This is a genomic window from Pseudomonas matsuisoli (assembly GCF_014647635.1).
Lineage (GTDB): Bacteria > Pseudomonadota > Gammaproteobacteria > Pseudomonadales > Pseudomonadaceae > Pseudomonas_P > Pseudomonas_P matsuisoli.
The window spans coordinates 83,820-107,215 of record NZ_BMPO01000008.1 but is presented as its reverse complement, the minus strand read 5'-3'; the positions used below and the strand labels follow the sequence as shown (position 1 = coordinate 107,215).

Annotated in this window: 20 protein-coding genes; 13 read left to right on the top strand and 7 right to left on the bottom strand. The window is 60.8% G+C overall.

Annotated elements, in window-relative coordinates:
- The first annotated feature begins 574 nt into the window (after positions 1-574).
- The 4 genes from IEY47_RS16505 to IEY47_RS16490 are packed head-to-tail and all read left to right on the top strand — an operon-like array spanning position 575 to position 4,978.
- The gene (locus tag IEY47_RS16505) at positions 575-1,333 is read left to right on the top strand and encodes a siderophore ferric iron reductase (protein ID WP_188984656.1); all 759 of its coding nucleotides are present in this window, start codon (positions 575-577) and stop codon (positions 1,331-1,333) included.
- On the top strand, positions 1,327-2,097 hold the full coding sequence (locus IEY47_RS16500) for an ABC transporter ATP-binding protein (RefSeq protein ID WP_188984654.1): 771 nt from the start codon (positions 1,327-1,329) through the stop codon (positions 2,095-2,097). Before IEY47_RS16505 ends, IEY47_RS16500 begins: the two co-directional genes overlap by 7 nt.
- Complete coding sequence (gene fhuB, locus IEY47_RS16495) at positions 2,094-4,100, top strand: Fe(3+)-hydroxamate ABC transporter permease FhuB (protein ID WP_229779495.1); 2,007 nt, start codon at positions 2,094-2,096, stop codon at positions 4,098-4,100. The genes IEY47_RS16500 and fhuB overlap by 4 nt, the downstream gene beginning before the upstream one ends.
- Positions 4,097-4,978 (top strand): ABC transporter substrate-binding protein, encoded by an 882-nt coding sequence (locus IEY47_RS16490; RefSeq protein WP_188984652.1) that lies wholly within the window; start codon positions 4,097-4,099, stop codon positions 4,976-4,978. Before fhuB ends, IEY47_RS16490 begins: the two co-directional genes overlap by 4 nt.
- 936 nt (positions 4,979-5,914) lie before the next feature.
- Here IEY47_RS16490 and IEY47_RS16485 read toward each other — a convergent pair.
- Positions 5,915-7,087 carry an MFS transporter gene (locus tag IEY47_RS16485; RefSeq protein WP_188984650.1) on the bottom strand — a complete coding sequence of 391 codons (1,173 nt, stop codon included), beginning with the start codon at positions 7,085-7,087 and terminating at the stop codon, positions 5,915-5,917.
- 177 nt (positions 7,088-7,264) lie between these two features.
- On the opposite strand from IEY47_RS16485, the gene IEY47_RS16480 reads away from it, so the two are divergent.
- Entirely contained in the window at positions 7,265-7,783 is a 519-nt protein-coding gene (locus IEY47_RS16480; protein WP_188984648.1) for a glycine cleavage system transcriptional repressor, read from the top strand.
- A gap of 102 nt (positions 7,784-7,885) precedes the next feature.
- Here the strand turns inward: IEY47_RS16480 and rarD are convergent, their stop codons facing one another.
- Positions 7,886-8,797, bottom strand: a complete 912-nt coding sequence (rarD, locus tag IEY47_RS16475; RefSeq protein WP_188984646.1) for an EamA family transporter RarD — start codon at positions 8,795-8,797, stop codon at positions 7,886-7,888.
- Between the two features lie 228 nt (positions 8,798-9,025).
- Between rarD and IEY47_RS16470 the strand changes: the two genes are divergently transcribed.
- On the top strand, positions 9,026-10,288 hold the full coding sequence (locus IEY47_RS16470) for a DUF445 domain-containing protein (RefSeq protein ID WP_188984644.1): 1,263 nt from the start codon (positions 9,026-9,028) through the stop codon (positions 10,286-10,288).
- A 141-nt stretch (positions 10,289-10,429) separates the two neighbouring features.
- Here the strand turns inward: IEY47_RS16470 and IEY47_RS16465 are convergent, their stop codons facing one another.
- Both IEY47_RS16465 and IEY47_RS16460 read right to left on the bottom strand, forming a co-directional pair.
- Positions 10,430-11,404, bottom strand: a complete 975-nt coding sequence (locus tag IEY47_RS16465) for a serine/threonine protein kinase (RefSeq protein WP_188984641.1) — start codon at positions 11,402-11,404, stop codon at positions 10,430-10,432.
- A gap of 67 nt (positions 11,405-11,471) precedes the next feature.
- Positions 11,472-12,197, bottom strand: coding sequence for a ComFC family protein (locus IEY47_RS16460; protein ID WP_188984639.1), 726 nt, complete (start codon positions 12,195-12,197; stop codon positions 11,472-11,474).
- Between the two features lie 253 nt (positions 12,198-12,450).
- Between IEY47_RS16460 and bioB the strand changes: the two genes are divergently transcribed.
- The 7 genes from bioB to IEY47_RS16425 all read left to right on the top strand — a co-directional run bounded on the left by bioB (position 12,451) and on the right by IEY47_RS16425 (position 19,646).
- Positions 12,451-13,500: a biotin synthase BioB gene (bioB, locus tag IEY47_RS16455; protein WP_188984637.1), complete on the top strand. Its 1,050-nt coding sequence runs from the start codon at positions 12,451-12,453 to the stop codon at positions 13,498-13,500.
- Between the two features lie 288 nt (positions 13,501-13,788).
- Positions 13,789-14,958: an 8-amino-7-oxononanoate synthase gene (gene bioF / locus IEY47_RS16450; protein ID WP_188984635.1), complete on the top strand. Its 1,170-nt coding sequence runs from the start codon at positions 13,789-13,791 to the stop codon at positions 14,956-14,958.
- The gene (locus IEY47_RS16445; RefSeq protein ID WP_188984633.1) at positions 14,951-15,673 is read left to right on the top strand and encodes an alpha/beta fold hydrolase; all 723 of its coding nucleotides are present in this window, start codon (positions 14,951-14,953) and stop codon (positions 15,671-15,673) included. The genes bioF and IEY47_RS16445 overlap by 8 nt, the downstream gene beginning before the upstream one ends.
- Complete coding sequence (bioC, locus tag IEY47_RS16440) at positions 15,663-16,454, top strand: malonyl-ACP O-methyltransferase BioC (protein WP_188984631.1); 792 nt, start codon at positions 15,663-15,665, stop codon at positions 16,452-16,454. Before IEY47_RS16445 ends, bioC begins: the two co-directional genes overlap by 11 nt.
- Positions 16,454-17,134: a dethiobiotin synthase gene (bioD, locus tag IEY47_RS16435; RefSeq protein WP_188984629.1), complete on the top strand. Its 681-nt coding sequence runs from the start codon at positions 16,454-16,456 to the stop codon at positions 17,132-17,134. Before bioC ends, bioD begins: the two co-directional genes overlap by 1 nt.
- A gap of 90 nt (positions 17,135-17,224) precedes the next feature.
- Positions 17,225-17,482 carry a hypothetical protein gene (locus IEY47_RS16430; RefSeq protein ID WP_188984627.1) on the top strand — a complete coding sequence of 86 codons (258 nt, stop codon included), beginning with the start codon at positions 17,225-17,227 and terminating at the stop codon, positions 17,480-17,482.
- A gap of 358 nt (positions 17,483-17,840) precedes the next feature.
- Positions 17,841-19,646 (top strand): phenylacyl-CoA dehydrogenase, encoded by a 1,806-nt coding sequence (locus IEY47_RS16425; RefSeq protein WP_188984625.1) that lies wholly within the window; start codon positions 17,841-17,843, stop codon positions 19,644-19,646.
- Positions 19,647-20,074: 428 nt separating this feature from the next.
- Here the strand turns inward: IEY47_RS16425 and IEY47_RS16420 are convergent, their stop codons facing one another.
- The 3 genes from IEY47_RS16420 to ahpF all read right to left on the bottom strand — a co-directional run bounded on the left by IEY47_RS16420 (position 20,075) and on the right by ahpF (position 23,252).
- Positions 20,075-20,857, bottom strand: a complete 783-nt coding sequence (locus IEY47_RS16420; protein WP_188984623.1) for a siderophore-interacting protein — start codon at positions 20,855-20,857, stop codon at positions 20,075-20,077.
- A complete protein-coding gene (locus IEY47_RS16415; protein WP_188984621.1) occupies positions 20,854-21,396 on the bottom strand; it encodes a PadR family transcriptional regulator in 543 nt (180 codons plus the stop codon). The genes IEY47_RS16420 and IEY47_RS16415 overlap by 4 nt, the downstream gene beginning before the upstream one ends.
- Positions 21,397-21,686: 290 nt before the next feature.
- The gene (ahpF, locus tag IEY47_RS16410) at positions 21,687-23,252 is read right to left on the bottom strand and encodes an alkyl hydroperoxide reductase subunit F (RefSeq protein WP_188984618.1); all 1,566 of its coding nucleotides are present in this window, start codon (positions 23,250-23,252) and stop codon (positions 21,687-21,689) included.
- Positions 23,253-23,396 lie beyond the last annotated feature (144 nt).

Genomic DNA, 23,396 nt, shown 5'->3' with positions numbered 1-23,396 from the left:
CTGACACGCTCGCAGGGCGCCCGGCCCGGCGCCTATTGGACGTAAGTATAGGGTGTGCCTCTGTAATGTTTCCTCGGGTTCGTCCGGGCTTCGGTTCTGGCCACATTCTGTAGGAGCCCACCGGGCTGCGATCAGCTTGTGGGCGATCTGAATTAAACCGACGACACGGAGTTGCCTGAAAGGCCGAGATCGCCCACAAGTGGGCTCCTACAGGGAGACGGATGATCCGCCGGATCGGGTTTCTATACGGGCTTTGGTAGGGCGGGTGCAACCCGCGTGGCGGTTTCCGGATTTCATCGGTATTCGGTCCTGTCCAAGTCGCATTTTGTAGGAGCCAGCTTGCCGGCGATCGCGCCTGGTCAGGCAATACCGCGTTGTCGACTGGATCCGGATCGCCAGCAAGCTAATCGCAGCCCGGCTGGCGCCTACAGGTAAACGTTCTGAATTCGACGCCCGGGCATCCAAATATCGCCTTGCAAATGATAATTTGATGCAATCTCGTTTCGGCGATTAAACTTCGACCCATTCCGTCGGCTTCCCGCCGACTTCATGTGCCGTTCTTAGTCACACGACCATGCCCCAGGCCAACCCTGATCTTCTTCATTTGCTCGATGTCACGTCCCGCAGCCTGCCCGGGTTGAACGGTCGTGTCGGTGATGCGCACCGTGAAGAGTTTCGCCTAGGCGCCGCCTACAATCGCGATCACATTGCGGCCTTGCATGAGCACTGGCGCTTGGCACATCCGGAGGCAGGCCCGCATTACTGGTCGACGCGCAGTTGGACCTTGTTGATCTGGCAACCCATTTACCTTTGCCTACTCGGCGTGCACCTGGCGCAGCGTGCGCCCTGCCTTGCGCAAATGGGGCAGTCGGTGAACGAGGGATTCGTGTCCGGCTTCTGCCTGCCCGAGCACTGCCCGCGTCAAGCGGCGCCACAACGCTTGATTGAACTGGCGGCCGAGCAACTGCGTGAGCAGCTGGCGCATCAATTGGTGGAATTCCAGGGCGTGGTTGGTATCAAGGCGAAGATGGCCAACCGACTGGCCGCGGACTACGTCCTCGCGGCCTTGCTCTTCATCCAACGTCAGCAGGGATTCTGCAACGGGCGCGCCCATGCCCTGGAATGCCAATGGCTCGACGCGCTGAGTTTGCAGGACGAGAGTTCGCTGATCGACGTGCATCTGGATGACGGACGCGAGCGCCTCGCCTTGGGAAGAAAAGTCTGCTGCCAGCATTTTCGTCGTGCCGACGGTGCGCTGTGCAGCACCTGTCCGAAAATCCGCGAAGCGGAAAGGATCGAACGTTTGCGCCAGGAGTTGGCCGCCGAATGCTGAAGCTGCATGACATCAAGGTGCGCCACGATGGGCGCACCACGTTGGACATCGATCACCTGGAGATCGCCGGCGACCAGTTCACGGTGATTCTCGGTCACAACGGTTCGGGCAAATCGACTTTGATGAACCTGATCGCCCGTCAAACGGAGCCAGCCACGGGAGCCTTGCAGCTCGACGATCGCCCGCTGGACGCCTACAGCTCGCGAGATTTTGCTCAGCGAGTGGCCTTCCTCCCGCAGCGTTTGCCGGAAGTGGCGGGGCTGACGGTGCGCGAACTGGTCCGCTTGGGACGTTTCCCCTGGCGGGGGCTGCTTGGCCGTTGGCGCCCTGAAGACCTCGACGCCGTCGAGAAGGCCATGCGCGAGACTGACGTGCTGCAATACGCCGATCACCTTGCGGATACTCTGTCGGGCGGCGAGCGTCAGCGCGCCTGGATTGCCATGCTGCTGGCCCAAGCTTCACCGCTGATCCTGTTGGACGAGCCGACGTCAGCACTGGACCTCTCGCATCAGTACGACCTGATGCACCTGTTGCGCGGGCTCAATCAGACAGCGCGGCTCGGTATCGTCGCGATCCTGCATGACGTCAACCTGACGACACGCTACGCCGACCGCATCATCGCCCTGAAGCAAGGCCGCGTGTATTTCGATGGCACGCCGGACGAACTGCTTTCGGGGTCGTTGTTGAGCGGCCTGTATGAGATCGACATCCAGCTCATCCAGCAGCCAGGTGCCGCTCGCCCCGTGGCCGTGGTCGCGCCGTGACGCAGGCTACGGCGACGATGCCGGTGTTGGGGTGGCGGGGAGGCATTTGGCGGTACGTGCTGATCGTCGCGGCCTTGCCGGCGATGGCGATGCTTCATCTCCAATTAGGCAGCGCTCTGCCCATGGCCCAGCAATGGGCAATCATTACCGGAACGGCCGGCGGCTTCGATGCCCTCGAGTTCAGTCTGTCGGTGCTGCCGCGGTTGGTCATGGCGCTGTTGGTAGGCGCGGCGATGGGCCTTTCCGGAAGTGTCTTGCAGCAGATGACCGGGAACCGGTTGGTCTCGCCGATGACAATTGGGGCCAGCTCTGGCGCGTGGTTGGGGTTGGTTTGTGCAACCTTGTGGCTACCCTCGATCGCCTCGGGCCATGGCGAGTGGGCGGCGCTGACGGGCGCGATCGTGGCGGTCGGCCTCGTGGCGCTGATCGCAGGGCGCAACGGCATCAACGGGCTGCCGATCGTGCTGGCCGGCATGGCCATGAACCTGCTATTGGGCGCGTTGGCGTCGGGTATCACGCTGGTGAACAACCAGTACACCCGCGGGTTATTCGTATGGGGCGCAGGCGATCTCGCGCAAATCGACTGGCACTGGGTGAGTTGGCTCTGGCCGAAGCTACTCGTTGGCCTCGCGGTCATTGCCCTGGCACCTCGCGTCCTGACATTGCTCCAGTTGGGCGGGGATGGGGCGCGTGCGCGCGGTTTGAGTCTCTGGCCGGTGATGCTGGTGCTGTTCATGGTGTCCATCTGGCTGACATCGGTTTCGATCACGGCGGTAGGACTGATCGGCTTCATTGGCCTGCTGACACCAAATCTCGCCCGTCTGTTCGGCGCCCGGACCTCGCGCGATGAACTGGTCTTCAGCGCCTTGCTCGGATCGTTGCTGCTTTTGGCAACGGACGCCATCGCGCTCGGGATGAATCACTGGACCTCCGACCTCGTTCCGAGCGGTGCTGCGGCTGCATTGATTGGTGCACCGGCGTTGCTATGGTTGTCGCGTCGTCAATTATCCGCGGACGACCCGCGCGGCTTGCAGTTGCCCGATGGCGCGGAGCGTTTCAGGCGCCGTAGCGGCGTTCTGATCGCCCTGTTCGGGTGCGTTTCGCTGGTGCTGAGTTTTTGTGTGTTTCGCGGTGCGAACGGCTGGGAATTGGCCTGGCCGGATGATCTGATCCTGTCACTGCGCTGGCCACGTATGCTTACCGCTGCGGCGGCGGGCTGCGGTCTCGCCATCGCGGGCATGATGCTGCAACGTCTGTTGCGCAACCCGTTGGCGAGCCCGGACATTCTGGGGTTGTCGGCGGGCGCGACCCTGGCGGTGATGATCGCGCTGATGGTGTTCGGCGGCTCGCTGTTGGGCTTTACCGCGCCGATCGCGGCATTCGCGGGTAGCCTTACGGTGCTTGCCATCCTTCTGCTGCTGGGGCGCAAGCATGCGTATTCGCCCGCGTTGATGGCGCTTGTGGGCATCTCCCTCACCGCGTTGCTCAATGCCGCCCTGCAGTTTGGCTTGGCCAAAGGGACGGCGGATTCCTTCGCGCTGCTGGGCTGGTTGGCCGGTTCGACCTATCGCGCATCGCCTGGGCAGGCATTGGGGTTGACGCTCGGTGTGCTGGTCTTGGGTGGGCTGAGCCTCACGTTCCACCGCGCGTTGACGCTGATTTCCATCGGTGATGGCGTGGCCCGTAGCCGTGGGCTGAATGTGACCTACACGCGGGTCGGCCTTTTGGTTCTGGTGTCGTTGTTGTGTGCGGTGGTGACCAGCCTGATGGGACCTGTGGCATTTCTCGGTCTGCTTGCGCCCCACATGGCGGCAATTCTCGGCGCCCGTCGCGTACTGCCGCAAATCCTGCTTGCTTCCGCCTTGGGGGCGATGCTGATGCTGCTCGCCGATTGGCTGGGGCGCATGCTGATCTTTCCTTTGCAGATACCTGTGGGCATCGTCGCTTCCGTCATCTGCGGCACCTACTTCGTTTATCTGCTGGTACGCCGGAGGCTCGCATGAGGTGGAGCTGGTTGTTGCCGCTGCTGGTGGCTCTGTCGATGGGCCAGGCAATGGCGGCAGATTCACGTGTCGTCGCCTTGGGCTGGGAGTCCGCCGAGCACCTGCTGAAGCTGGACATCACCCCGCTGGGTATCGCCGATGCGAAGGATTACCGCGCCTGGGTCGTCCGCCCGACGCTGCCGGAATCGGTCATCGACGTTGGATCGCGTACCGAGCCGAACCTCGAGTTGCTCGCGCAGCTGAAGCCAGAGCTGATCGTGATTCCGCCGTTGCTGGAGGATATGCGTCCGACCTTGAAGCGCATCGCGCCGGTCGTGGCCTACGACAGCTTCATGACCGAGGCGGACAACTACGCAGTTCAACGTGAGGGGTATGAAGCGCTCGCCAAGCGCATCGATCGCGAGGCGCTGGCTCAAGAGCGGCTGGCGGAAATGGACGCCCATATCCTCGATATGCGTCAGCGGTTGTTCGAACACTTCGCCGGTAATCCGCCGAAGGTCACGGTCGTGCGCTTCTCCTCGCCGACGGTCGTGTTCATCAACAGCCGCAACTCCATGGTGCAGCGAGCGATGGACCTGCTTCATCTGGAACCTGCCTATCCACAGCCGGCGAGTGCTTGGGGCATTACGCAAACCTCCGTGACGACGCTAGGCGCGATCAAGGAGGGCATCGTTTTGCACATCGAGCCGTTTGCCCAAGGGGATCAGTTGTTCGAGACGCCGCTGTGGCGGGCGATGCCCTTCGTGAAGAGCGGGCACTTTGGGGCGCTGCCTTCGACGTGGACATATGGAGGGGTGTTTTCGGTGGAGTATTTGGCGGAGCACATTACCGAGGCGTTGTTGAAGATACCGGCGGATGAGGTGTTGGCTCGGAGGTAGGGCGGGTGGAACCCGCGGCTTTTATGGTGGCGACTTTAGGCGCGCTTTCTAGGAATTATCGAGTTGTCTATCGCTTTGGTTTCGCCCCCTCGGGCGAGTCACTTTTTCTTGCCTGGCCAAGAAAAAGTAACCAAAAAGAAGGCCACCCCGACATCCGGCCTCATACGAAGCGAGCTTCGTATGAGGTTCCCTCGCTCCATCGTTGTTTCGAAGGCCCGTCGCGAAGGGCCATCCTTGGCCCATCGCGCCTTTCGCGGCATCCATGCCGCTCAACCCTCGAAACAACGATGGAGCGAGGCCTTCTGAAGGGGACCCCTGCGTGGCGCCTATGCGATTGAGTGCGCGCTTTGATTTCTTGAGAACCAACGTCTTTTAAGTTCTTCATGATCGGTAGGGCGGGCAGTGCGATAACGCGCTTTTGCTCAGATCCCTTTTGCGTCATGGGCAGTGCTATCGCACGACAGATTCGGTCCCCTGTAGGAGCGGACTTGCCCGCGAATGGGGTGATGGGGTCAACATCGTCGTCATGGCAGATATCGCTTTCGCGGGCAAGCCCGCTCCTACAATGATCGTGGTGAATTCGAGACTTTAGTTCGCATGACCAGAAGTCGTAGCGACGGCCGAAGCATGAAAAGCCAAGCAAACAGCCACATTCCAATCCATCTCCCTACTCGGTCTCACAGGCGCGCTTTTCGGGTCCCGTTCAAGAGGCCGAATGCAGGCGTTGGGTAGGGGGTCGGAGTGAGGGAAGTCTGGCCATCGGCCAGACCCGGATGTCTTTCTTCTTTGGTTACTTTCTTGTTGGACAAGCAACAAGAAAGTAACTCGCCCGAGGGGGCGAAACCCAAACGCAGAGACGGCTCATTAATCGGTTTTGCACCAATCTCAAGCACACCACCGTCGAAAAAAACCAAAGCGCCGCGGGTTCCACCCGCCCTACGCCTGACGAGGCTTCCGCACGAGCAACGGAAAAGCCGCCGCCGTTACAACCAACCCAATCGCCCCCGCCCAAAACGGCATCGCCTGCCCATAATGGCTCACCAGCAACCCCGCCCCATAGGAGGCGCCCATCGTGCCCAGGCACTGGAAGATATTCACCTTGCTGAAGTCCACCGCATAGTTTTCCGGCGTACTCAACTCGAATAACAGCGCATCGAGCCGCACGGTCACCTGATACAACGCCCAGCCAAACAGCACCCGACCAAGGATGATCAGCCACTGGTTTTCGAAGCCCTGGATTAGCGTCGCCGCCGCGCCCAGTAGCAACCCGGCGAGAATGCCATCGCGTGTTGAGCCTTTCTTCGTGGCGCGGCGTGCCCACCACAGTGCGAACACGGCGACGGCGCCGGGGAGCGAGTAGACGAAGCCCGCCATCAGTTCGCTGTTCCATAGCGCCACTTCCTGCCAGTACACGGCGAAGAACGGTCGAGTGATGTAGCCCACGCAGTAGAACAACAGCATCACGACGCAGAGCTTGTAGATGGCCAGCAGGCTGCGGCTTCGGGTGTCGGCGCTTTTCTCCTCGGCGGTTTCGGTGCCGTCGCTCGCCTCACCGGGTTTTGGCAATGCGCCTCGGAGCAGGCTCATGCAGATCGCCATCTGGATGAAATCGGCAGCGCCCATGACGAGAAAGACATCCCCAATCGCCATGAACTGCAGGATCAGCCCGCCCAGCGCAGCCCCGAGGATCGCGCCGAAATGCACGACCACCGAAAGCGTGCCGATGGTTTGGGTGTGGTTCTCGTTGGCCTGCAGGCTCATCACGTACGGGTACATCAGCAAGTAGCTGCCCTTGAACGCGACCATCACCAAAGAAACCACCCAAAACAGCGGCAGGGAATAAATGAACGCGCAGGCCACGGTCAGGCTGCCGGCCATGAATTGGGCGCCGACAAGAATGCGCACGGGATGCACGCGCTTGGCCAATCGCGCCCAGAACGGAAACGCGGTCATGACGACGAGACTGATTGCCGCAAGATAGAGCCCAACGTGCGACGGCGGAGGATTACCGAACCGCTCGGCGAAGTACTGCGGGAAGAACGGGATGATCAAGTTATCGGTGATGACCGCGAGCGCAGTCATGGCGATGAGGCAGAAACGCAAGTTCATGAGTGGCAGGAGATGAGGTGCAAAGGGGGCGTCATGATGCATGCGGCGGTTGGAGAAAGCGAAGCAATAACGACTACGCTGCCGTGCGATTTCGTTGCGAGGCGCGACTACGCTTGAACTGTCGGCGTCGCCGCTACTCCCTTTTGAACAACGTCATCACTGCCTGGAGCGCACACCATGGACCACCTCGTACTGACCGTCATCGCGCAGGATCGACCTGGGCTCGTCGAGCGTCTCGCTGCCTGTATCGCGCGTAACGGCGGCAATTGGCTGGAGAGCCGCATGGCGCGGATGGCCGGGCAGTTCGCTGGAATTTTGGAAGTGGCGGTGGACCCCGCCGGCAGCCACGCGCTGGTGGTCGATCTGCAATCTCTCGAAGGCATTCGAGTATTGGTGACGCCTGGCGGGCAAGAGCCCATGGGCGAGTGGAAGTCCGTTGCGCTCGAGCTGGTCGGCAATGACCGGCCAGGAATCGTCCGGGATATCACGCGATTGCTGGCCGAACAGGGCGTGAATCTGGAGTCACTGGACACTGAAGTCGTTCCGGCGCCGATGAGTGGCGAGCCGCTGTTTCAATGCCAGGCATTGCTTGCAGTGCCGGCATCGTTGTCGCTGGGAACGCTGCAGGAAGCCTTGGAGACGTTGGCGGACGAGCTGATGGTCGAACTTGGGCTGCACGAAGGGGGGCGGGCGTAACCGTTTGTTCACAAAGAACGTGGATGGGGCTGTGGATAACCTCTGCATCGTTTAGTCCACGCCCCGCTCAGCGCCCGCCGCGACGTGCTGTACGAATTTTGATCAGCTGCTCGGCGGGGGCAATCGAACGCGGGCGCGCCGCAGCGTTCGTACCGCATCGAGACTGTAGATGGCCAGCCCTATCCAGATGCATATGAAGGAAAACAGGCGGCTGCTATCGAACGGCTCTCCGTAGACGAACACCGCCAGCCCCAACACCAGTGTCGGCCCGATGTATTGAAGAAAACCAAGGGTGGCATAAGGCAGGTAGCGGGCGGCGGCGTTGAAGCAAAGCAGCGGGATCAGCGTCACCGGCCCGGACAGTGATAGGAAAAGCACATCGCTGGTCAGCCAGTATTCGGGTTGATAGCTGTTCATTTCCGGATGCGACAGCAACATGGCGATCACCACCGGCACGAGCATCCAGGTTTCCACGACGAGACCAGGTAGCGCCGCAACGGGGGCCTTTTTGCGTACCAGTCCATAAACGCTAAAGCTCATCGCCAGTGCCAGCGAAATCCACGGCAGCGTACCGAGCATCAGTAGCTGTTGCAGTACGCCAAGTGCGGCGAGGATGACCGCAACCCATTGCAGTCTGCGCAACCGTTCGCCCAGCACAACCATGCCGAGCAGTACGTTCATGAGCGGGTTGATGTAATAGCCCAGGCTGGCTTCGATCATTCGATTGTGGTTCACCGCCCAGATGTAGATCAGCCAGTTGCCAGCGATGAGTAAGCCCGTGAACGCCAGGAGCCCGAAGAGGCGCGGACGGGCAAGCAACTCACGCCACCAGCCCGGGTGTTTCCAGACGAGCAGCAGAAAACTGCCCAGCAATGCAGACCAGAGCACCCGATGGACGATCACCTCCAGGGCAGGAACGTCGCTGAGTAATTTAAGGTAGATGGGGAACAGCCCCCAGAGGGTATACGCGGTGAGCCCGAGCAGATAACCGCGTTGCAGCGTGGCGGATGACATCGAATGGCCTTGCAGAGTGAAAAGCGCCGCGGGGCGCGGAGAAGACGGTAGGCAGTATAGTGCGCAGTCGGTGTAACTGGCGGAATCTTTCCGGGGATATTCAGGCTCTCCCGATTGCGCGGTGCGCCAGCGCTCGAGGGGTTACGCCCCTGTCTCGGCGGCGCGTTGGGCACTCGACTTCGGTCTTTCGGTCTACCCTGTACAGACATGGAACAACCGAGGACAGGCATGCCGCCGACATCAAAATGGCAAACCCCGGTCTTTCGCATGAAGGCGATCGCCACCGGGTTGCTCGTATTGGCCGCGGTGCTCTACGCCATCGCCACCGCGCTGGAAGCACGACACCCTGCTTGGGGATACGTCGCTTCGTTCGCCGAAGCGGCGATGGTTGGGGCCATCGCGGACTGGTTCGCGGTCACCGCGCTGTTCCGCCATCCGTTGGGTCTGCCGATCCCGCATACGGCCATCATTCCGCGTAACAAGGCGCGCATCGGGCGCAAACTGTCCGACTTCATCGTCACCCACTTTCTTGCGACGCCGCAGGTGCTGGCGAAAATTCAGGCACTTGACCCGGGTGGTCGAATTGCAGACTGGTTGCGTCATCCAGACAACGCCAAGGCTGTGGGGCAGCATGCCGGTGGCATCGCTCGTTTCGGGGTGTCGGCGCTGCGTGACGAACGCGTGCAGGCGTTCATCCAGTCCACGGTCACGCGACGGCTGCGTAAAGTCGATCTGGCGCCGTTGTGTGGCCAGGCACTCGAAGTGCTGACGAGCCAGGGACGTCATCAGGCGATGCTCGATGAAGTGCTAATCGAACTCGACCGCATGATGCAGAACGAGGAGACCCAGGCCATGGTCGCACGGGCGATCACGGCGGAAGTGCGGACGCTGCGTTACCTGGGGCTGGGCAGCATGGTCGGTGGGTGGTCTGCGAAAAAAGTCGTGGGGGGCATTTGCGCGTTGATCGCCGAAGTCGCGGCAGACCCCAACCACCCCTTGCGCGAACGTTTCGATGTCTATGTCGCCGAGTTCGTTAATCGTTTGAAGTACGACGATCACTACCGGCTGGAGATCGAACGCATCTTCTCCCAGCTCCTGGATCATCCAGCGACCTCGGCCTATCTGCGCACGCTGTGGCGCGATTTGATCGACTGGCTGCAAACGGATCTGGAAAGTGACGCGTCGACGATCCGCCGGCGTATCACCGAGCTCGTGCAGAATTTCGGTGAATCGCTTGCCGCCGACCGCGCCATGCATGATTGGATTAACGAGCAACTGATGGCCGCGGCGCCGGCGCTGGTCGAGCGTTATCGGACTCAGATCGGCCACTACATCTCGGACCGAGTCGAGCAATGGGAGAGTCGTGAGCTGGTAGCGCAGATGGAACAGAGTGTTGGCAAGGACCTGCAATTCATCCGCATCAACGGCACGTTGGTGGGCGGATTGGTGGGTTTGTTGCTGCACGCGCTGACGCAGGCGTTTGCGGGGTAGGTGTACGCGATTTTGTAGGAGCCCACCGGGCTGCGATCAGCTTGTGGGCGATCCGATCTGATCGACAGCACGGTATCGCCTGGCTGGGCGCGATCGCCCACAAGTGGGCTCCTACAGGACTGTGCGCAACCCGATGACCCATCAAAACAACTTCAAAGGCTCTTCATCCAACGCCGACAACTGTTCGCGCAACGCCAATACCTGATCGCCCCAATAGCGCTCGTTCGCGAACCACGGGAACGCTTTGGGGAATGCAGGATCATCCCAGCGCTGGGCGATCCAGGCGGTGTGGTGGATCAATCGCAACGCACGCAGGGCTTCGATCAGGGGCAACTCGCGCGGATCGAAATCGTGGAATTCGTTGTAGCCCTCGACGAGTTCTGCAATCTGACTCATACGCTCGTGGCGATCGCCCGCAAGCATCATCCATAGGTCTTGCACGGCCGGGCCGGTGCGGCAGTCGTCCAGATCGACGACGTGGTAGGCCTCATCGCGGTACAAAAGGTTGCCGGGGTGGCTGTCGCCATGCAGGCGAATCGGTTGGTAGCGAACCTTCGCATAAACCGCATCGACTTTGGCCATGAGGTCCTTGGCCACCGAGCTGTACGCCGGCAACAGGCTCTTGGGTACATAATCTCCATCCAGCAGGATCTGCAATGAGGCATGGCCAAACCCCTGCGGGGTCAGCGCTTCACGATGGAGGAAGGGTTGGCTGCTGCTTATCAGGTGCATGCGCCCCAGCAGTTGCCCGAGGCGATAAAGCTGGTCGAGATTGCCCGGCTCGGGCGCGTGACCCCCGCGTCTGGGGAACAACGCGAAGCGGAAGCCGCCATGCTCGAACAGCGACTCCCCGTCACGTATCAGTGGCGCGACAACGGGGATTTCTCCGTCGACGAGTTCCTGGCTGAACCCATGTTCTTCGCGGATGGCATCATTGCTCCAGCGTCCCGGTCGGTAGAACTTGGCGATCAGCGGCGCCTGTTCGTCGATACCCACTTGGTAGACGCGGTTTTCATAGCTGTTCAAGGCCAGGATGCGTGCGTCACTGAGATAGCCAAGGCTCTCCACGGCGTCGATGACAAGGTCAGGCGTGAGGGTATCGAAGGGATGGGCCATGGGGTCACTCCAGAAGCGAAGGCGGCAGTCTATCGCCTGTGGCGCGAATATGCGTTCGCCTTCGGTGTCAGCGGCCAGGTTTGGGAGTGCGCGCCAGACAATAGACATCCACCCGTTGCGCACCTGCACGCTTGAGCAAGCGTGCAAGGGTCTCGGCGGTGCTGCCAGTCGTGAGTACGTCGTCCACCACGGCGACATGCTTGCCCTGCACGCTAGCCTTCGGCGACAGCGTGAACGAGCGGCGCAGGTTCTTCTTGCGGGCGGCGGCGTCGAGGCCTTGTTGGGCGGGGTCATCGTGTATGCGGAGCAGCCATTGCGGTTCGACGGGCAGTTGCAACGCTTTACCCAGGCAGTCAGCAATCATGTGCGCCTGGTTGAATCCGCGCTGACGCAAGCGCTTTGCCGCCAAGGGGACGGGTAGCAGTACGTCCGGCTTGGGTAGGCCGCCGTCGACGGCATGCCGAACGTGTGTGGCGAGCTTTTCGGCCAGCAGCCGACCGAAGGGCCAGCGTGATTGGTGCTTGAACCGGGTGATGAGCGTGTCCACCGGGAAGTCGTAACGCCAAGCGGCGACTACCTGATCGAATGGAGGCGGCTGTTTGAGACATCCGCCACAGGGTAGACCCTCGGTCAGTAGCGGCAGCGCGCAGATGCAGCATTGCTGCGTTAGCCAGGGCAGATCAGCCTCGCAATCGTGGCACAAGGGAACGCTGCCCTCCGTCGGGCCCTTGCAGAGCAGGCATTGAGTGCGCGGACGAAGCCACGGCAAATGGGCGGTTAGTAAGCGAAGCATGGTGCGTCCTTGCACGCGGCGTGTTGATTGCATATCACTCAGTGGCCCGTGGCGATGCCGCAAGAGTCCTACGGGAGTGTTGAGAAGCGACATTTTAGGCGTAGATATGCGTTCCATCCGCGCAGCATTTCTCGTCTAGAGATTACCAGTGATGATCATAAAATGATCAGATGTTTCCTGCGTAATGATCTAAGGTCGACGGCAATCTCGAATACGGCCCCTATGCCGGGTCGCCTGTAACAGGACCAACCGAATGATTGCCTCCGTAACTCGCCATAACTGGACGCTCCACGATGTGCGTGCACTGTTCGAGCTGCCTTTCAACGACTTGCTGTTCCAGGCCCAAAGCGTTCATCGCCAGCATTTCGATCCGAACCGGGTCCAGGTTTCGACGTTGCTTTCGATCAAGACCGGCGCCTGCCCGGAAGACTGCAAGTACTGTCCGCAATCCGGCCACTACAACACCGGGCTCGACAAAGAAAAGTTGATGGCCGTGCAAAAGGTGCTCGACGCTGCTGCTGACGCAAAAGCCATCGGCTCGACCCGGTTCTGCATGGGGGCGGCCTGGAAGCACCCAAGCGCGAAGGACATGCCCTACGTGTTGGAAATGGTGAAGGGCGTCAAAAAGCTTGGCCTGGAGACCTGCATGACGTTGGGGAAGCTCAGCCAGGAGCAGACCCAGGCGCTCGCCGATGCCGGGTTGGACTACTACAACCATAATCTGGATACCTCTCCGGAGTTCTACGGCAACATCATCACCACGCGTACCTATTCCGAACGGTTGCAAACGCTTGCGTACGTGCGCGAAGCCGGGATGAAGATTTGCTCCGGCGGCATCCTGGGCATGGGTGAATCGGTGGATGACCGGGCGGGCCTGCTCATTCAGCTGGCCAATCTGCCGGAGCATCCAGAGTCCGTGCCGATCAACATGCTGGTCAAGGTCAAAGGCACGCCGCTGGCGGAGGAGAAAGATGTCGATCCGTTCGACTTCATTCGCACGCTGGCCGTCGCGCGAATCATGATGCCGAAGTCTCATGTCCGGCTTTCGGCCGGTCGTGAACAGATGAACGAGCAGATGCAGGCACTGGCCTTCATGGCCGGTGCCAATTCGATTTTCTATGGCGAGAAGCTTCTTACGACGGGCAATCCGCAGGCAGACCGTGACATGAAGCTGTTCGCCCGCCTCGGGATCAAGCCGGAAGAGCGTGAAGAGCATGCGGACGAGGTGCATCAAGCTGCCATCGAACAGGCGCTGATCGAGCAGCGCGATGCGAGCTTGTTCTACGACGCAGCCTCAGCCTGACACGGCTTTTGTAGGAGCCCACATGCGGGCGATCTGGTTGGTCAGTTCACACCATGAGCTAGACCTCCAGCGATCCATCGTAGGAGCAGGCCGGGCGGCGATCCGCTTGCCCGCGAATGTGGTGGCACGACCGGCACATTTTTCCGCGGCTGAAATCGCTTTCGCGGGCAAGGATTCGTCGTCCGCCCCGCTCCTACAGCAAACCCGCTCCTACAGAACGCAATAACGCGTGCTGGCGATCTCGTACGAAAAGGGCGCGCAAAAGCGGCCTCCCAACGGTAATACCCCATGAGTTTCAATCTTTCCTCTCGCTTAGCCGAACGACACACGGCAAGTCTTTACCGGCACCGCCCGCTCTTGGAAACGCCCCAAGGCCCCGTCGTCAACGTAGACGGTCGTGAGCTCATCGCGTTCTGCTCCAACGACTACCTCGGCTTGGCGAATCATCCGAGGGTCGTTGCGGCGCTGAAAGAAGGTGCCGATCGCTGGGGCGTCGGAGGTGGCGCGTCGCATTTGGTTGTCGGGCACAGCGGCGCTCATCACGCGCTGGAAGAGGCGCTGGCGGCGTTTACCGGCCGCCCGCGCGCATTGTTGTTCAGCACCGGCTACATGGCGAACCTTGGCGCTATCACCGCTTTGGTCAGCAAGGGCGACAGCGTGTTGCAGGACCGCCTGAATCACGCGTCGCTGTTGGACTCAGGCCTGTTGAGTGGCGCCCGCTTTTCACGCTACCTGCACAACGATCCCGCGAGCCTGGCCAACCGCCTGGAGAAAGCCGAAGGCAACACGCTGGTCGTGACCGACGGCGTGTTCAGCATGGACGGTGATCTCGCCGACCTTCCTGCGTTGTGTACAACGGCTTGTGCCCGGGAAGCCTGGACGATGGTGGATGACGCCCATGGCTTCGGCGTGCTCGGCGCGACCGGGGCCGGCATCGTCGAGCATTTTGGACTCGGCATGGACGAGGTGCCCGTGTTGATGGGGACGCTTGGCAAAGCGTTTGGCACCGCAGGCGCCTTCGTCGCGGGCAGTGAAGCGCTGATTGAAACCTTGATCCAGTTCGCCAGGCCCTACATCTACACCACCAGCCAATCACCCGCGATCGCCTGTGCGACCCTCGAAAGTCTTCGGTTGGTCCAGGAGGACGCCTGGCGACGTACGCATCTGCGCGTCCTCATCGCTCGGTTCAGAGCAGGCGCGGCGCGATTGGGCTTGGCACTGATGGACAGTCCAACACCGATCCAGCCCATTCTAATTGGGAGCAGTGACCGCGCGTTGCGGGTCGCCGACCGGCTGCGCGACCTGGGTGTGATGGTGGGGGCGATACGGCCGCCGACCGTGCCTGTGGGGTCGGCGCGGCTGCGTGTCACCTTAACTGCCGCGCACACTGAGGCCCAGGTCGATCGCTTGCTCGATGCCCTGGCAGACGCAATATCCGAGGTCATCCCCCATGACTAGGCGTGTGGTTCTCCTGCCGGGCTGGGGACTCGGCCTCGCACCTTTGTTACCGCTGGCCGACGCGTTGCGTGGATATGGCGTCGAGGTGCACCTGCAACCGTTGCCGGCATTTGCCCATGGGACGCTTGCACACCATTTGGACGCGTTGGCGGCTGAGTTACCGGCAGATTGCTGGCTGATGGGGTGGTCGCTGGGTGGCATGCTGGCCGCAATGCTGGCGGCGCGGCAGGATGTTCAGTGCCAAGGCCTCGTGACGCTTGGCAGTAACGCACGGTTCGTTGCCGAGCCAGGATGGCCGAGGGCCATGGCGGCAGACACGTTCGAAGCGTTTCGCAGCAGCTGCCTCGTGGACCCCGCCACGACCCTGAAGCGTTTTGCGTTGCTCTGTAGTCAGGGGGCTAAACAACCGCGAACGCTTTCCAGGGCGCTATCTGTCGATGCCGGTTCTGACCCCGAGTCGCTTCGTGCTGGTTTGGATGTGCTGGCACATCTCGACCTGCGCCACGCGTTGCGCGTCTATACGGGACCGCGTCTGCATGTCATGGCTGAACGGGATGCGCTGGTGCCCGCCGATGCATTACCGGCGCTCGAGCATCTGTCAGGGGAGGGCGCCACCGTCCTGATGGAGGCCGCGTCTCACGCTTTCGTGTTCGAGCAGGCGGATGAACTGGCAGAGCTGATCGTCGGCCGAATGGAGGCTCACCATGCAGGCTGAGCAGGCGCTACAACCGGACAAACGCCGCGTGGCCCAGTCCTTTTCCCGCGCCGCCGCGACATACGATGATGCGGCGGCATTTCAGCGTGACGTCGGCGAACAGTTGCTGGCGCGTTTGCCGCTGATAGAGACATCGCGTTGGCTGGACCTTGGTTGCGGTACTGGGCATTTCACACGCGTCCTGGCGCGGCGATTCGATGGTGAAGGGATCGCGCTGGACCTATCCGAAGGCATGCTGGCTCATGCGTTCGAGCGCGGAGGCGCAGACCATTGGATCGCCGCCGATGCCGAACGCTTGCCGTTCGCGGACCATTCGCTGGACCTGGTGTTTTCCAACCTGGCGGTACAGTGGTGCGACGATTTCGCCCGCGTACTGGCCGGCGTCCAGCGTGCGTTGCGTCCGGGCGGTGTCTTCGCATTCAGCAGTCTTTGCATCGGTACCCTGCAGGAGTTGCGGGAAAGCTGGGAGACCGTGGACGGCCTGGTTCATGTCAACCGTTTCCGGCCGTATGCGGCTTATCGGGCCGATTGCGCAGCGGGCGCTTGGGGCACGTGTGATCTCGAGCTGCGACCACATGTCCTGCATTTCGCAGAGATAGCCGGCCTCATGCGCGAGCTCAAGGCAATCGGCGCTCACAACCTCAACGAAGGTCGCCCTACCGGGTTAGGGGGGCGTCAGCGAATCACCGCGTTAGGCGAGGCCTACGAGGCATATCGAAGCTCCGAGGGGCTGCCGGCGACCTATCAGGTCATCTACGGCGTTTTGCGGAAGGGAAATTGATGACACGCGCCTATTTCGTCACGGGTACGGACACCGACGCGGGCAAGACCACCGTTGCGACGGGGCTACTTCATGCCGCACGGCGACGAGGGCTGACAACCGCTGCGGTAAAGCCGGTCGCTTCCGGCTCTTCGTATTCGCCTGAGGGGTTGCGAAACAGCGATGCACTGGCGCTCTGGGCGGAATGTTCGGTGCCGCTGACGTATCGCGAGGTGAACCCGTATGCCTTCGAGCCAGCGATTGCGCCGCATGTTGCCGCAGCCGAGGTGGGTGTCGAGTTGAGCGTGAACGCGCTGGTCCGAGCGACCCAAAAGGTGCTCGATCGCGGTGCAGACTTAACGGTCGTCGAGGGTGCAGGCGGTTGGCGCGTTCCGGTGAATCGCACTGAAATGTTGTCGGCGCTGCCGGTTTCGATGGGGCTTGGTGTGGTGCTTGTGGTCGGCGTTCGACTGGGCTGCATCAACCACGCCGTGCTGACGGCGGAAGCAATCGCGAAGGATGGCTTGACCGTGGTCGGGTGGGTCGCGAACGTGCTGGACCCAAATATGGCTCGGTTGGAAGAAAGCCTTTCGACCTTGACCCAGTTGTTGACTGCGCCTTGCCTTGGGCGCATTCCGCGTCTGTCCAATGCGCAGGCAGAAAACGTGGCTTCTTATCTTGACCTGACTGCGTTGGAATAAGCAGCGCGCTTGTCATAGCAGAAGAGTCATTCTTCTGGCGTTGGAATTTTGTTCTAATGGCGTAAAGCCATCCTGGTTGGGAAGATGACCATGCAAATTTCCGGAAGCGCCTTCACCGCAGGCATCAGCACGTTTCAGTCCGGGCAGCAGCGTGTCGAGCGTGCCGCCGGAAACATCGCGTCCGCTACCGTCGATGCACCTTCACGCGTCGAAGGCCGGAGTGACGCGGTAGATACCGCGAAGAATATGGTTGAACTCAAGCAGGGTCAGTACCAGGCCGAGATTGGCGCGAAAGTCGTGAAGACCGCCGATGAGGTGCTCGGCACGTTGATTGATATCCGCGCTTAACGGCTATCACCCAGCCAGTGGGTGTCTAGCCTGCTGTCTCCCCCTTCGAAACAAGCGGTCAATCTGCGCTCACCTACTCCTTCCTATCCTAATCGTCACAGGATGCGTCGCTTGCGATAGACGCCTGCGCGCCTATTGTCTGCAGTAAATGACGCTTCTCCGCACGCAGATGGCCGCTACTCGTTATGAAGCCCGGGCTGGTGATGGCGCCCGTCGGACGAGCTATTGACACTGCAATACGGCAAACGTAGGTTTCAAACGTCTGTTTGATAACCACTGTTCCACCTCCGAGTTACCAATAACAAACTAGAAGCCTGCGGCGCTTTTCCGCGGCCAGATACTCACAGAGGTCTCCGTCATGCCCGAGTACAAGGTTCCCCTGCGCGACATCCGTTTCGTCCGTAACGAATTGCTGGACTACGACGCTCATTATCAGCGCCTGCCTGGCGGTGAAGAGGCCTCTGCTGACATGGTCGACGCCATTCTTGAAGAGGGCGCGAAGTTCTGCGAACAAGTGCTGGCGCCGTTGAACCGGGTGGGGGACCAGGAAGGTTGCACGTGGAGCGAATCTGGGGTGAAGACCCCAACGGGCTTCCGTGAGGCGTACCAGCAATACGTGGAAGGCGGCTGGCCGAGCCTTGCGCACGATGTCGAACATGGCGGGCAGGGTTTGCCGGAATCGCTAGGCATGGTCGTGAGTGAAATGATCGGTCAGGCCAACTGGGCGTGGGGCATGTATCCGGGCTTGTCCCATGGGGCGATGAACACCTTGCACGCGCACGGAACGCCTGAGCAACAAGCGACCTATCTGACCAAGCTGGTTTCGGGTGAATGGACCGGCACCATGTGCTTGACGGAGGCCCACTGTGGGACTGACCTCGGCATGTTGCGTACACGCGCCGAGCCACAGGCGGATGGCAGCTATCGCATCAGCGGTACCAAGATTTTCATTTCCGCTGGCGAACACGACCTTGCGGATAACATCGTACATATCGTCCTCGCGCGGCTGCCCGATGCGCCTGCCGGCACCAAGGGTATTTCCTTGTTCATCGTGCCGAAATTTCTGCCAGACGCGGAAGGCAACAACGGCGAGCGCAATGCGATGAACTGTGGCTCCATCGAGCACAAGATGGGCATCCACGGAAATGCGACCTGTGTGCTCAACTTCGACGGTGCTACGGGTTACCTCATTGGTCCGCCGAACAAAGGTTTGAACTGTATGTTCACCTTCATGAATACCGCGCGCCTCGGTACGGCCTTGCAAGGATTGGCGCATGCGGAAGTCGCCTTCCAGGGCGGTATCCGTTACGCCCGCGAGCGCCTGCAAATGCGTTCGCTCGCCGGCCCTAAGGCGCCGGACAAGCCCGCCGACCCCATCATTGTGCACCCCGATGTGCGGCGCATGCTGCTGACCATGAAGGCGTTCGCCGAGGGCAACCGGGCGTTGTTGTACTTCGCGTCGAAGCAGGTGGATATCGTCCAGCGCTCCACCGATGAGGCAGAGCGCAATGCGGCAGACGCGCTACTGGCGTTCCTTACGCCAATCGCGAAGGCGTTCATGACTGAAGTGGGCTTCGAGTCGGCCTCGCACGGCATGCAGATCTATGGCGGCCACGGCTATATCAGCGAATGGGGCATGGAGCAGAATCTGCGCGATGCCCGTATTGCCATGATGTATGAGGGCACGACGGGTGTGCAGGCTCTCGATCTGCTGGGTCGCAAGGTTCTGATGACGCAAGGTGAGTCGCTGAAGAGCTTTACCAAGATCGTCCACAAATTCTGCCAGGCACAAGCTGATAATGGGTCCATCAAAGCGTTCGTTGAACCCCTAGCGGCGCTCAACAAGGAATGGGGTGAGATCACCCTGAAGATCGGCATGGCGGCGATGAAGGATCGGGAAGAAGTCGGCGCGGCGTCGGTCGACTACCTCATGTACTCCGGCTACGCCTGCCTGGCTTATTTCTGGGCCGACATGGCGCGCGTCGCCAGTGAGAAGCTCGCCAGCGCTGAGGGCGACAAGGCGTTCTATGAGGCCAAGCTGAAAACGGCGCGGTTCTATTACGATCGCATCCTGCCGCGGACTCGCACGCACGTTGCGACTATGTTGTCCGGCGCAGACAACCTTATGTCGATGGATGAGCGTGAGTTTTTGATTGGGGATTGAGGTGGCCCGGTATGGGCGATGCGCTCCGGTTCGTAAGGTGGATAACGGCAACACCTTATCCACGTGCCGTGGCGGGGTGTTGAACGGTGGATGGCTTTGTCCATCCACCCTACGGCGGTATTAACGGCGTTCACCAAAAGCTGTAGGGGCGACTTCAGTCGCCCACGATGGTCGATTCACCGCCGAACTGGATCAGTGCCGCGATGAAGGCATATCGAAAATGAGTTCAGGGTCTAGCTTCTTCTAGGGGACTTCAGATCGCGGGCGACTGAAGTCGCCCCTACAGACGTTTGAAGCGTTTCCGCGTGGACTGCACCTGACCTACGATGCAATCAAGGGTGAAAAAGGTAGGCGCCCAGTCTGTGGGGTGCGTAACGGCAAAGCCTTGTCCACGCGTTCTGGCGGTGTGTGAAGCAGGGAAATCCGGGTTACTCCTCGTTCGGATCTAGCCGCCAGTAACCCGCAGCCTTGACCTGGCTTTCGTCGATGCCGCGTTCATTGATCAACATCGCGCGTATTTGTCTTGAAAGTTTGGCTTCGCACGCAATCCAGACGTAGAGCGAGCCTTGCGGCAACTCCACCTGGCGTGCAGCTTCGAGCAATCGCTCGCCCTGCCCACGCTTGATCCAGCGGCAAGCCAACGTCGTCGCCGTCGCCAATGGCTGCTTCTCTTGGTCATTTTCGATCTCGATCAACGCCTGAACGTTGCGGCTCGCCGGCAATTCTTCCAACCGTCGTGCCATGGCGGGCAAGGCGGTTTCGTCGCCGATGAGCAGGTAGTTCTCGAAGATGTCCGGCACGATCAATGAGCCACGAGGCCCCGCTAGATGCAGGTGCTGGCCGGGCTCGGCCTGGTTCGCCCAGGTGGCTGCAGGGCCGTCGCCATGCAGCACGAAGTCGATTTCCAGCTCGCCTTTTTCTGCGTCGTAATAGCGGGGTGTGTAGTCGCGCATCACAGGCTTCGGGGCGTCTCCAGCAGGGACGCCGGTAGCCGACATGAACGATTCGAGGGCTGTCTGCTCGGTTTCGTTGGTGGCGAATACCAGCTTCACGTGGTCGTCGGGCGCGGCGCTGATGAAGCCTTCCAATTGCTCGCCAACCAGCGTGATGCGACGCATGCGAGGCGTGATGTCGAGCACGCGCGCGACCTCTAGTTTGCGGCGCACGATGGGATGGCTGACGCGATGGATTTCCTGTGATTCGGTCGTCATAGGGATGGCTCCTCGGAATTCGATAAGGTCGGCTCGGCCGCAATGGCGCGAGCGGTTTCGTTAAGCAGGCGGCTGACCCGTTCGATCTCGGCTGCGGTCCAGCGGCCGTGGTGCAGGCGCAAGGCGTGGCGGAGATTGCCAACCGCTTCGTGGATTTCGGGAGGGCGGCTATGCCCGGCTAACGCGCGGCGGCTGAGATCGATACGGGTGCGCATGCCTTCCAGGGCCACGGCCTGATCCGCCAGCCAAGCATGTCCGGCAGCGGTCGCTTCGTAGCGCTTTTTGCCGCCGTGGCTTTCTCCCGTGATCCATTCGCTCTCTTCGAGAAAGGTCAGCGTGGGGTAGATCACACCGGGGCTGGGTGAATAGGCACCTTCGAACATGGATTCGATATGCCGAATCAGGTCGTAGCCGTGTCGAGGTTCGATGGCGATGAGTTCCATCAATAGAAGCTTCAGATCGCCGGGAGCGAATACGCGCGGGCCGCGTTCTCGGCCACCTCGTAGGGCGGTGTCTTCGGTGAAGGTGGGGCGAATCATGGGATTAACCGTTATTAAGATATGTCTTAAGATATATCTTAAAAAAGGTTTTCGAAAATAGTTCTTATTTATGAAGGGGCAGTCGGTTGATAGGGCAGGGTGCTTCCAGGCGGCGTCTCCGTCGAATGATTAGACGGTGATCGCCAGCAAGCTGGCTCCTACAGGTCCGGGCTTTTGTAGGAGCCAGCCGGGCTGCGATCAGCTTGCTGGCGATCGCTCTGCTTTTTTGGGTAAATCGCAGCCAACAAAAAACCGGCCGAAGCCGGTTTTTTGTATTGCTAGACCGCGGGTCAGGCCGGGGCGCTGGTGCGGATCAGGTGGTCGAAGGCCGCCAGGGAGGCTTTCGAACCTTCGCCCATGGCGATGACGATTTGCTTGTACGGCACGGTCGTCACATCGCCTGCCGCGAACACACCCGGCAGCGAGGTCTGGCCTTTTGCGTCGACGACGATCTCGCCACGTGGGCTGAGCTCGACGCTGCCCTTGAGCCATTCGCTGTTAGGCAACAGGCCGATCTGGACGAAGATGCCTTCCAGTTCCACGGAGTGGAATTCGTCCGAGTTGCGATCCTTGTAGGTCAGGCCGGTGACTTTCTTGCCATCGCCCTTCACTTCACTGGTCAGCGCGCTGGTGATGACGTTCACGTTCGGCAGGCTGCGCAGTTTGCGTTGCAGGACTTCGTCTGCACGGAGTTGGCTGTCGTACTCGATCAGCGTGACATGGCTCACGATGCCGGCGAGGTCGATCGCCGCCTCGACACCGGAGTTGCCGCCACCGATCACAGCGACGCGCTTGCCCTTGAACAGCGGGCCATCGCAGTGCGGGCAGTACGCCACGCCCTTGTTGCGGTATTCCTGCTCACCTGGGACGTTCATTTCGCGCCAGCGCGCGCCGGTCGCGAGGATGATGGTCTTGGCCTTGAGCGTCGCGCCACTGGCGAATTCGACTTCGTGCAGCTTGCCTGCCTCGCTGGCCGGAATCAGCTTGGCCGCGCGTTGCAGGTTCATGATGTCGACATCGTATTCCTTGGTGTGCTCTTCGAGCGCACGGGCGAGCTTCGGACCTTCGGTTTCCTTCACGGAAATGAAGTTTTCGATCGCCATGGTATCGAGCACCTGGCCGCCGAAACGCTCGGCTGCCACACCGGTGCGGATGCCTTTGCGTGCAGCGTAGATAGCTGCTGCAGCGCCGGCCGGCCCACCACCCACGACAAGCACATCGAACGCTTCTTTCGCGTTGAGCTTCTCGGCATCACGGGCACTGGAGTTGGTGTCCAGCTTGGCGAGAATCTGATCGACGTCCATGCGGCCCTGGCCGAACAGTTCGCCATTCAGGTACAGGCTTGGGACGGCCATGACCTCACGTTTCTCGACTTCATCCTGGAACAAGGCGCCGTCGATGGCGACGTGACGGATGTTCGGATTCAAAACGGCCATCAGGTTCAGTGCCTGAACGACATCCGGGCAATTCTGGCAGGACAGCGAGAAGTAGGTCTCGAAGTTGTACTCACCTTCGATGGCCTTGATCTGCTCGATCTTGTCGGCTTCCAGCTTGGACGGGTGACCGCCAACCTGCAGCAACGCCAGTACCAGCGAGGTGAACTCGTGGCCCATAGGGATGCCGGCGAAGCGCAGGCTGATGTCCGCGCCGGGGCGGTTCAGGGAGAACGATGGGCGACGGGCATCGTTGCCATCGGTCTTCAGGGTGATTTTGTCGGTCAGGCCGACGATGTCCTGGAGCAGGCCCAGGAGCTCTTTGGATTTGTCGCCGTCATCGAGGGACGCGACGATCTCGAACGGCTGGGTGACCTTCTCGAGGTAGGCCTTCAACTGGGTTTTAAGATTGGCGTCCAACATGGGCGAGGTCCTCTCAAATACGAAATTCAGAAACGAAAACGCCCGGGCGGATCGCGCCCGGGCGCTCCGGCACAACTAAATCAGTGATCCAGTAATGCGGGTTGGCAAAGTCAGGCGCCGCTTACTGCTGCAGCGCCGGAACAG

Bases quoted from the DNA above. Each gene is read 5' to 3' on its own strand.
- IEY47_RS16490 (WP_188984652.1), top strand. From the start codon at position 4,097: ATGAGGTGGAGCTGGTTGTTGCCGCTGCTGGTGGCTCTGTCGATGGGC.
- bioF (WP_188984635.1), top strand. From the start codon at position 13,789: ATGAGTTTCAATCTTTCCTCTCGCTTAGCCGAACGACACACGGCAAGT.
- ahpF (WP_188984618.1), bottom strand. From the start codon at position 23,252: ATGTTGGACGCCAATCTTAAAACCCAGTTGAAGGCCTACCTCGAGAAG.
- IEY47_RS16425 (WP_188984625.1), top strand. From the start codon at position 17,841: ATGCCCGAGTACAAGGTTCCCCTGCGCGACATCCGTTTCGTCCGTAAC.
- IEY47_RS16460 (WP_188984639.1), bottom strand. From the start codon at position 12,197: ATGCTTCGCTTACTAACCGCCCATTTGCCGTGGCTTCGTCCGCGCACT.
- IEY47_RS16420 (WP_188984623.1), bottom strand. From the start codon at position 20,857: ATGACGACCGAATCACAGGAAATCCATCGCGTCAGCCATCCCATCGTG.
- IEY47_RS16415 (WP_188984621.1), bottom strand. From the start codon at position 21,396: ATGATTCGCCCCACCTTCACCGAAGACACCGCCCTACGAGGTGGCCGA.
- bioD (WP_188984629.1), top strand. From the start codon at position 16,454: ATGACACGCGCCTATTTCGTCACGGGTACGGACACCGACGCGGGCAAG.
- bioC (WP_188984631.1), top strand. From the start codon at position 15,663: ATGCAGGCTGAGCAGGCGCTACAACCGGACAAACGCCGCGTGGCCCAG.
- IEY47_RS16485 (WP_188984650.1), bottom strand. From the start codon at position 7,087: ATGAACTTGCGTTTCTGCCTCATCGCCATGACTGCGCTCGCGGTCATC.
- IEY47_RS16465 (WP_188984641.1), bottom strand. From the start codon at position 11,404: ATGGCCCATCCCTTCGATACCCTCACGCCTGACCTTGTCATCGACGCC.
- IEY47_RS16470 (WP_188984644.1), top strand. From the start codon at position 9,026: ATGCCGCCGACATCAAAATGGCAAACCCCGGTCTTTCGCATGAAGGCG.
- IEY47_RS16430 (WP_188984627.1), top strand. From the start codon at position 17,225: ATGCAAATTTCCGGAAGCGCCTTCACCGCAGGCATCAGCACGTTTCAG.
- IEY47_RS16500 (WP_188984654.1), top strand. From the start codon at position 1,327: ATGCTGAAGCTGCATGACATCAAGGTGCGCCACGATGGGCGCACCACG.
- IEY47_RS16505 (WP_188984656.1), top strand. From the start codon at position 575: ATGCCCCAGGCCAACCCTGATCTTCTTCATTTGCTCGATGTCACGTCC.
- bioB (WP_188984637.1), top strand. From the start codon at position 12,451: ATGATTGCCTCCGTAACTCGCCATAACTGGACGCTCCACGATGTGCGT.
- IEY47_RS16480 (WP_188984648.1), top strand. From the start codon at position 7,265: ATGGACCACCTCGTACTGACCGTCATCGCGCAGGATCGACCTGGGCTC.
- rarD (WP_188984646.1), bottom strand. From the start codon at position 8,797: ATGTCATCCGCCACGCTGCAACGCGGTTATCTGCTCGGGCTCACCGCG.
- IEY47_RS16445 (WP_188984633.1), top strand. From the start codon at position 14,951: ATGACTAGGCGTGTGGTTCTCCTGCCGGGCTGGGGACTCGGCCTCGCA.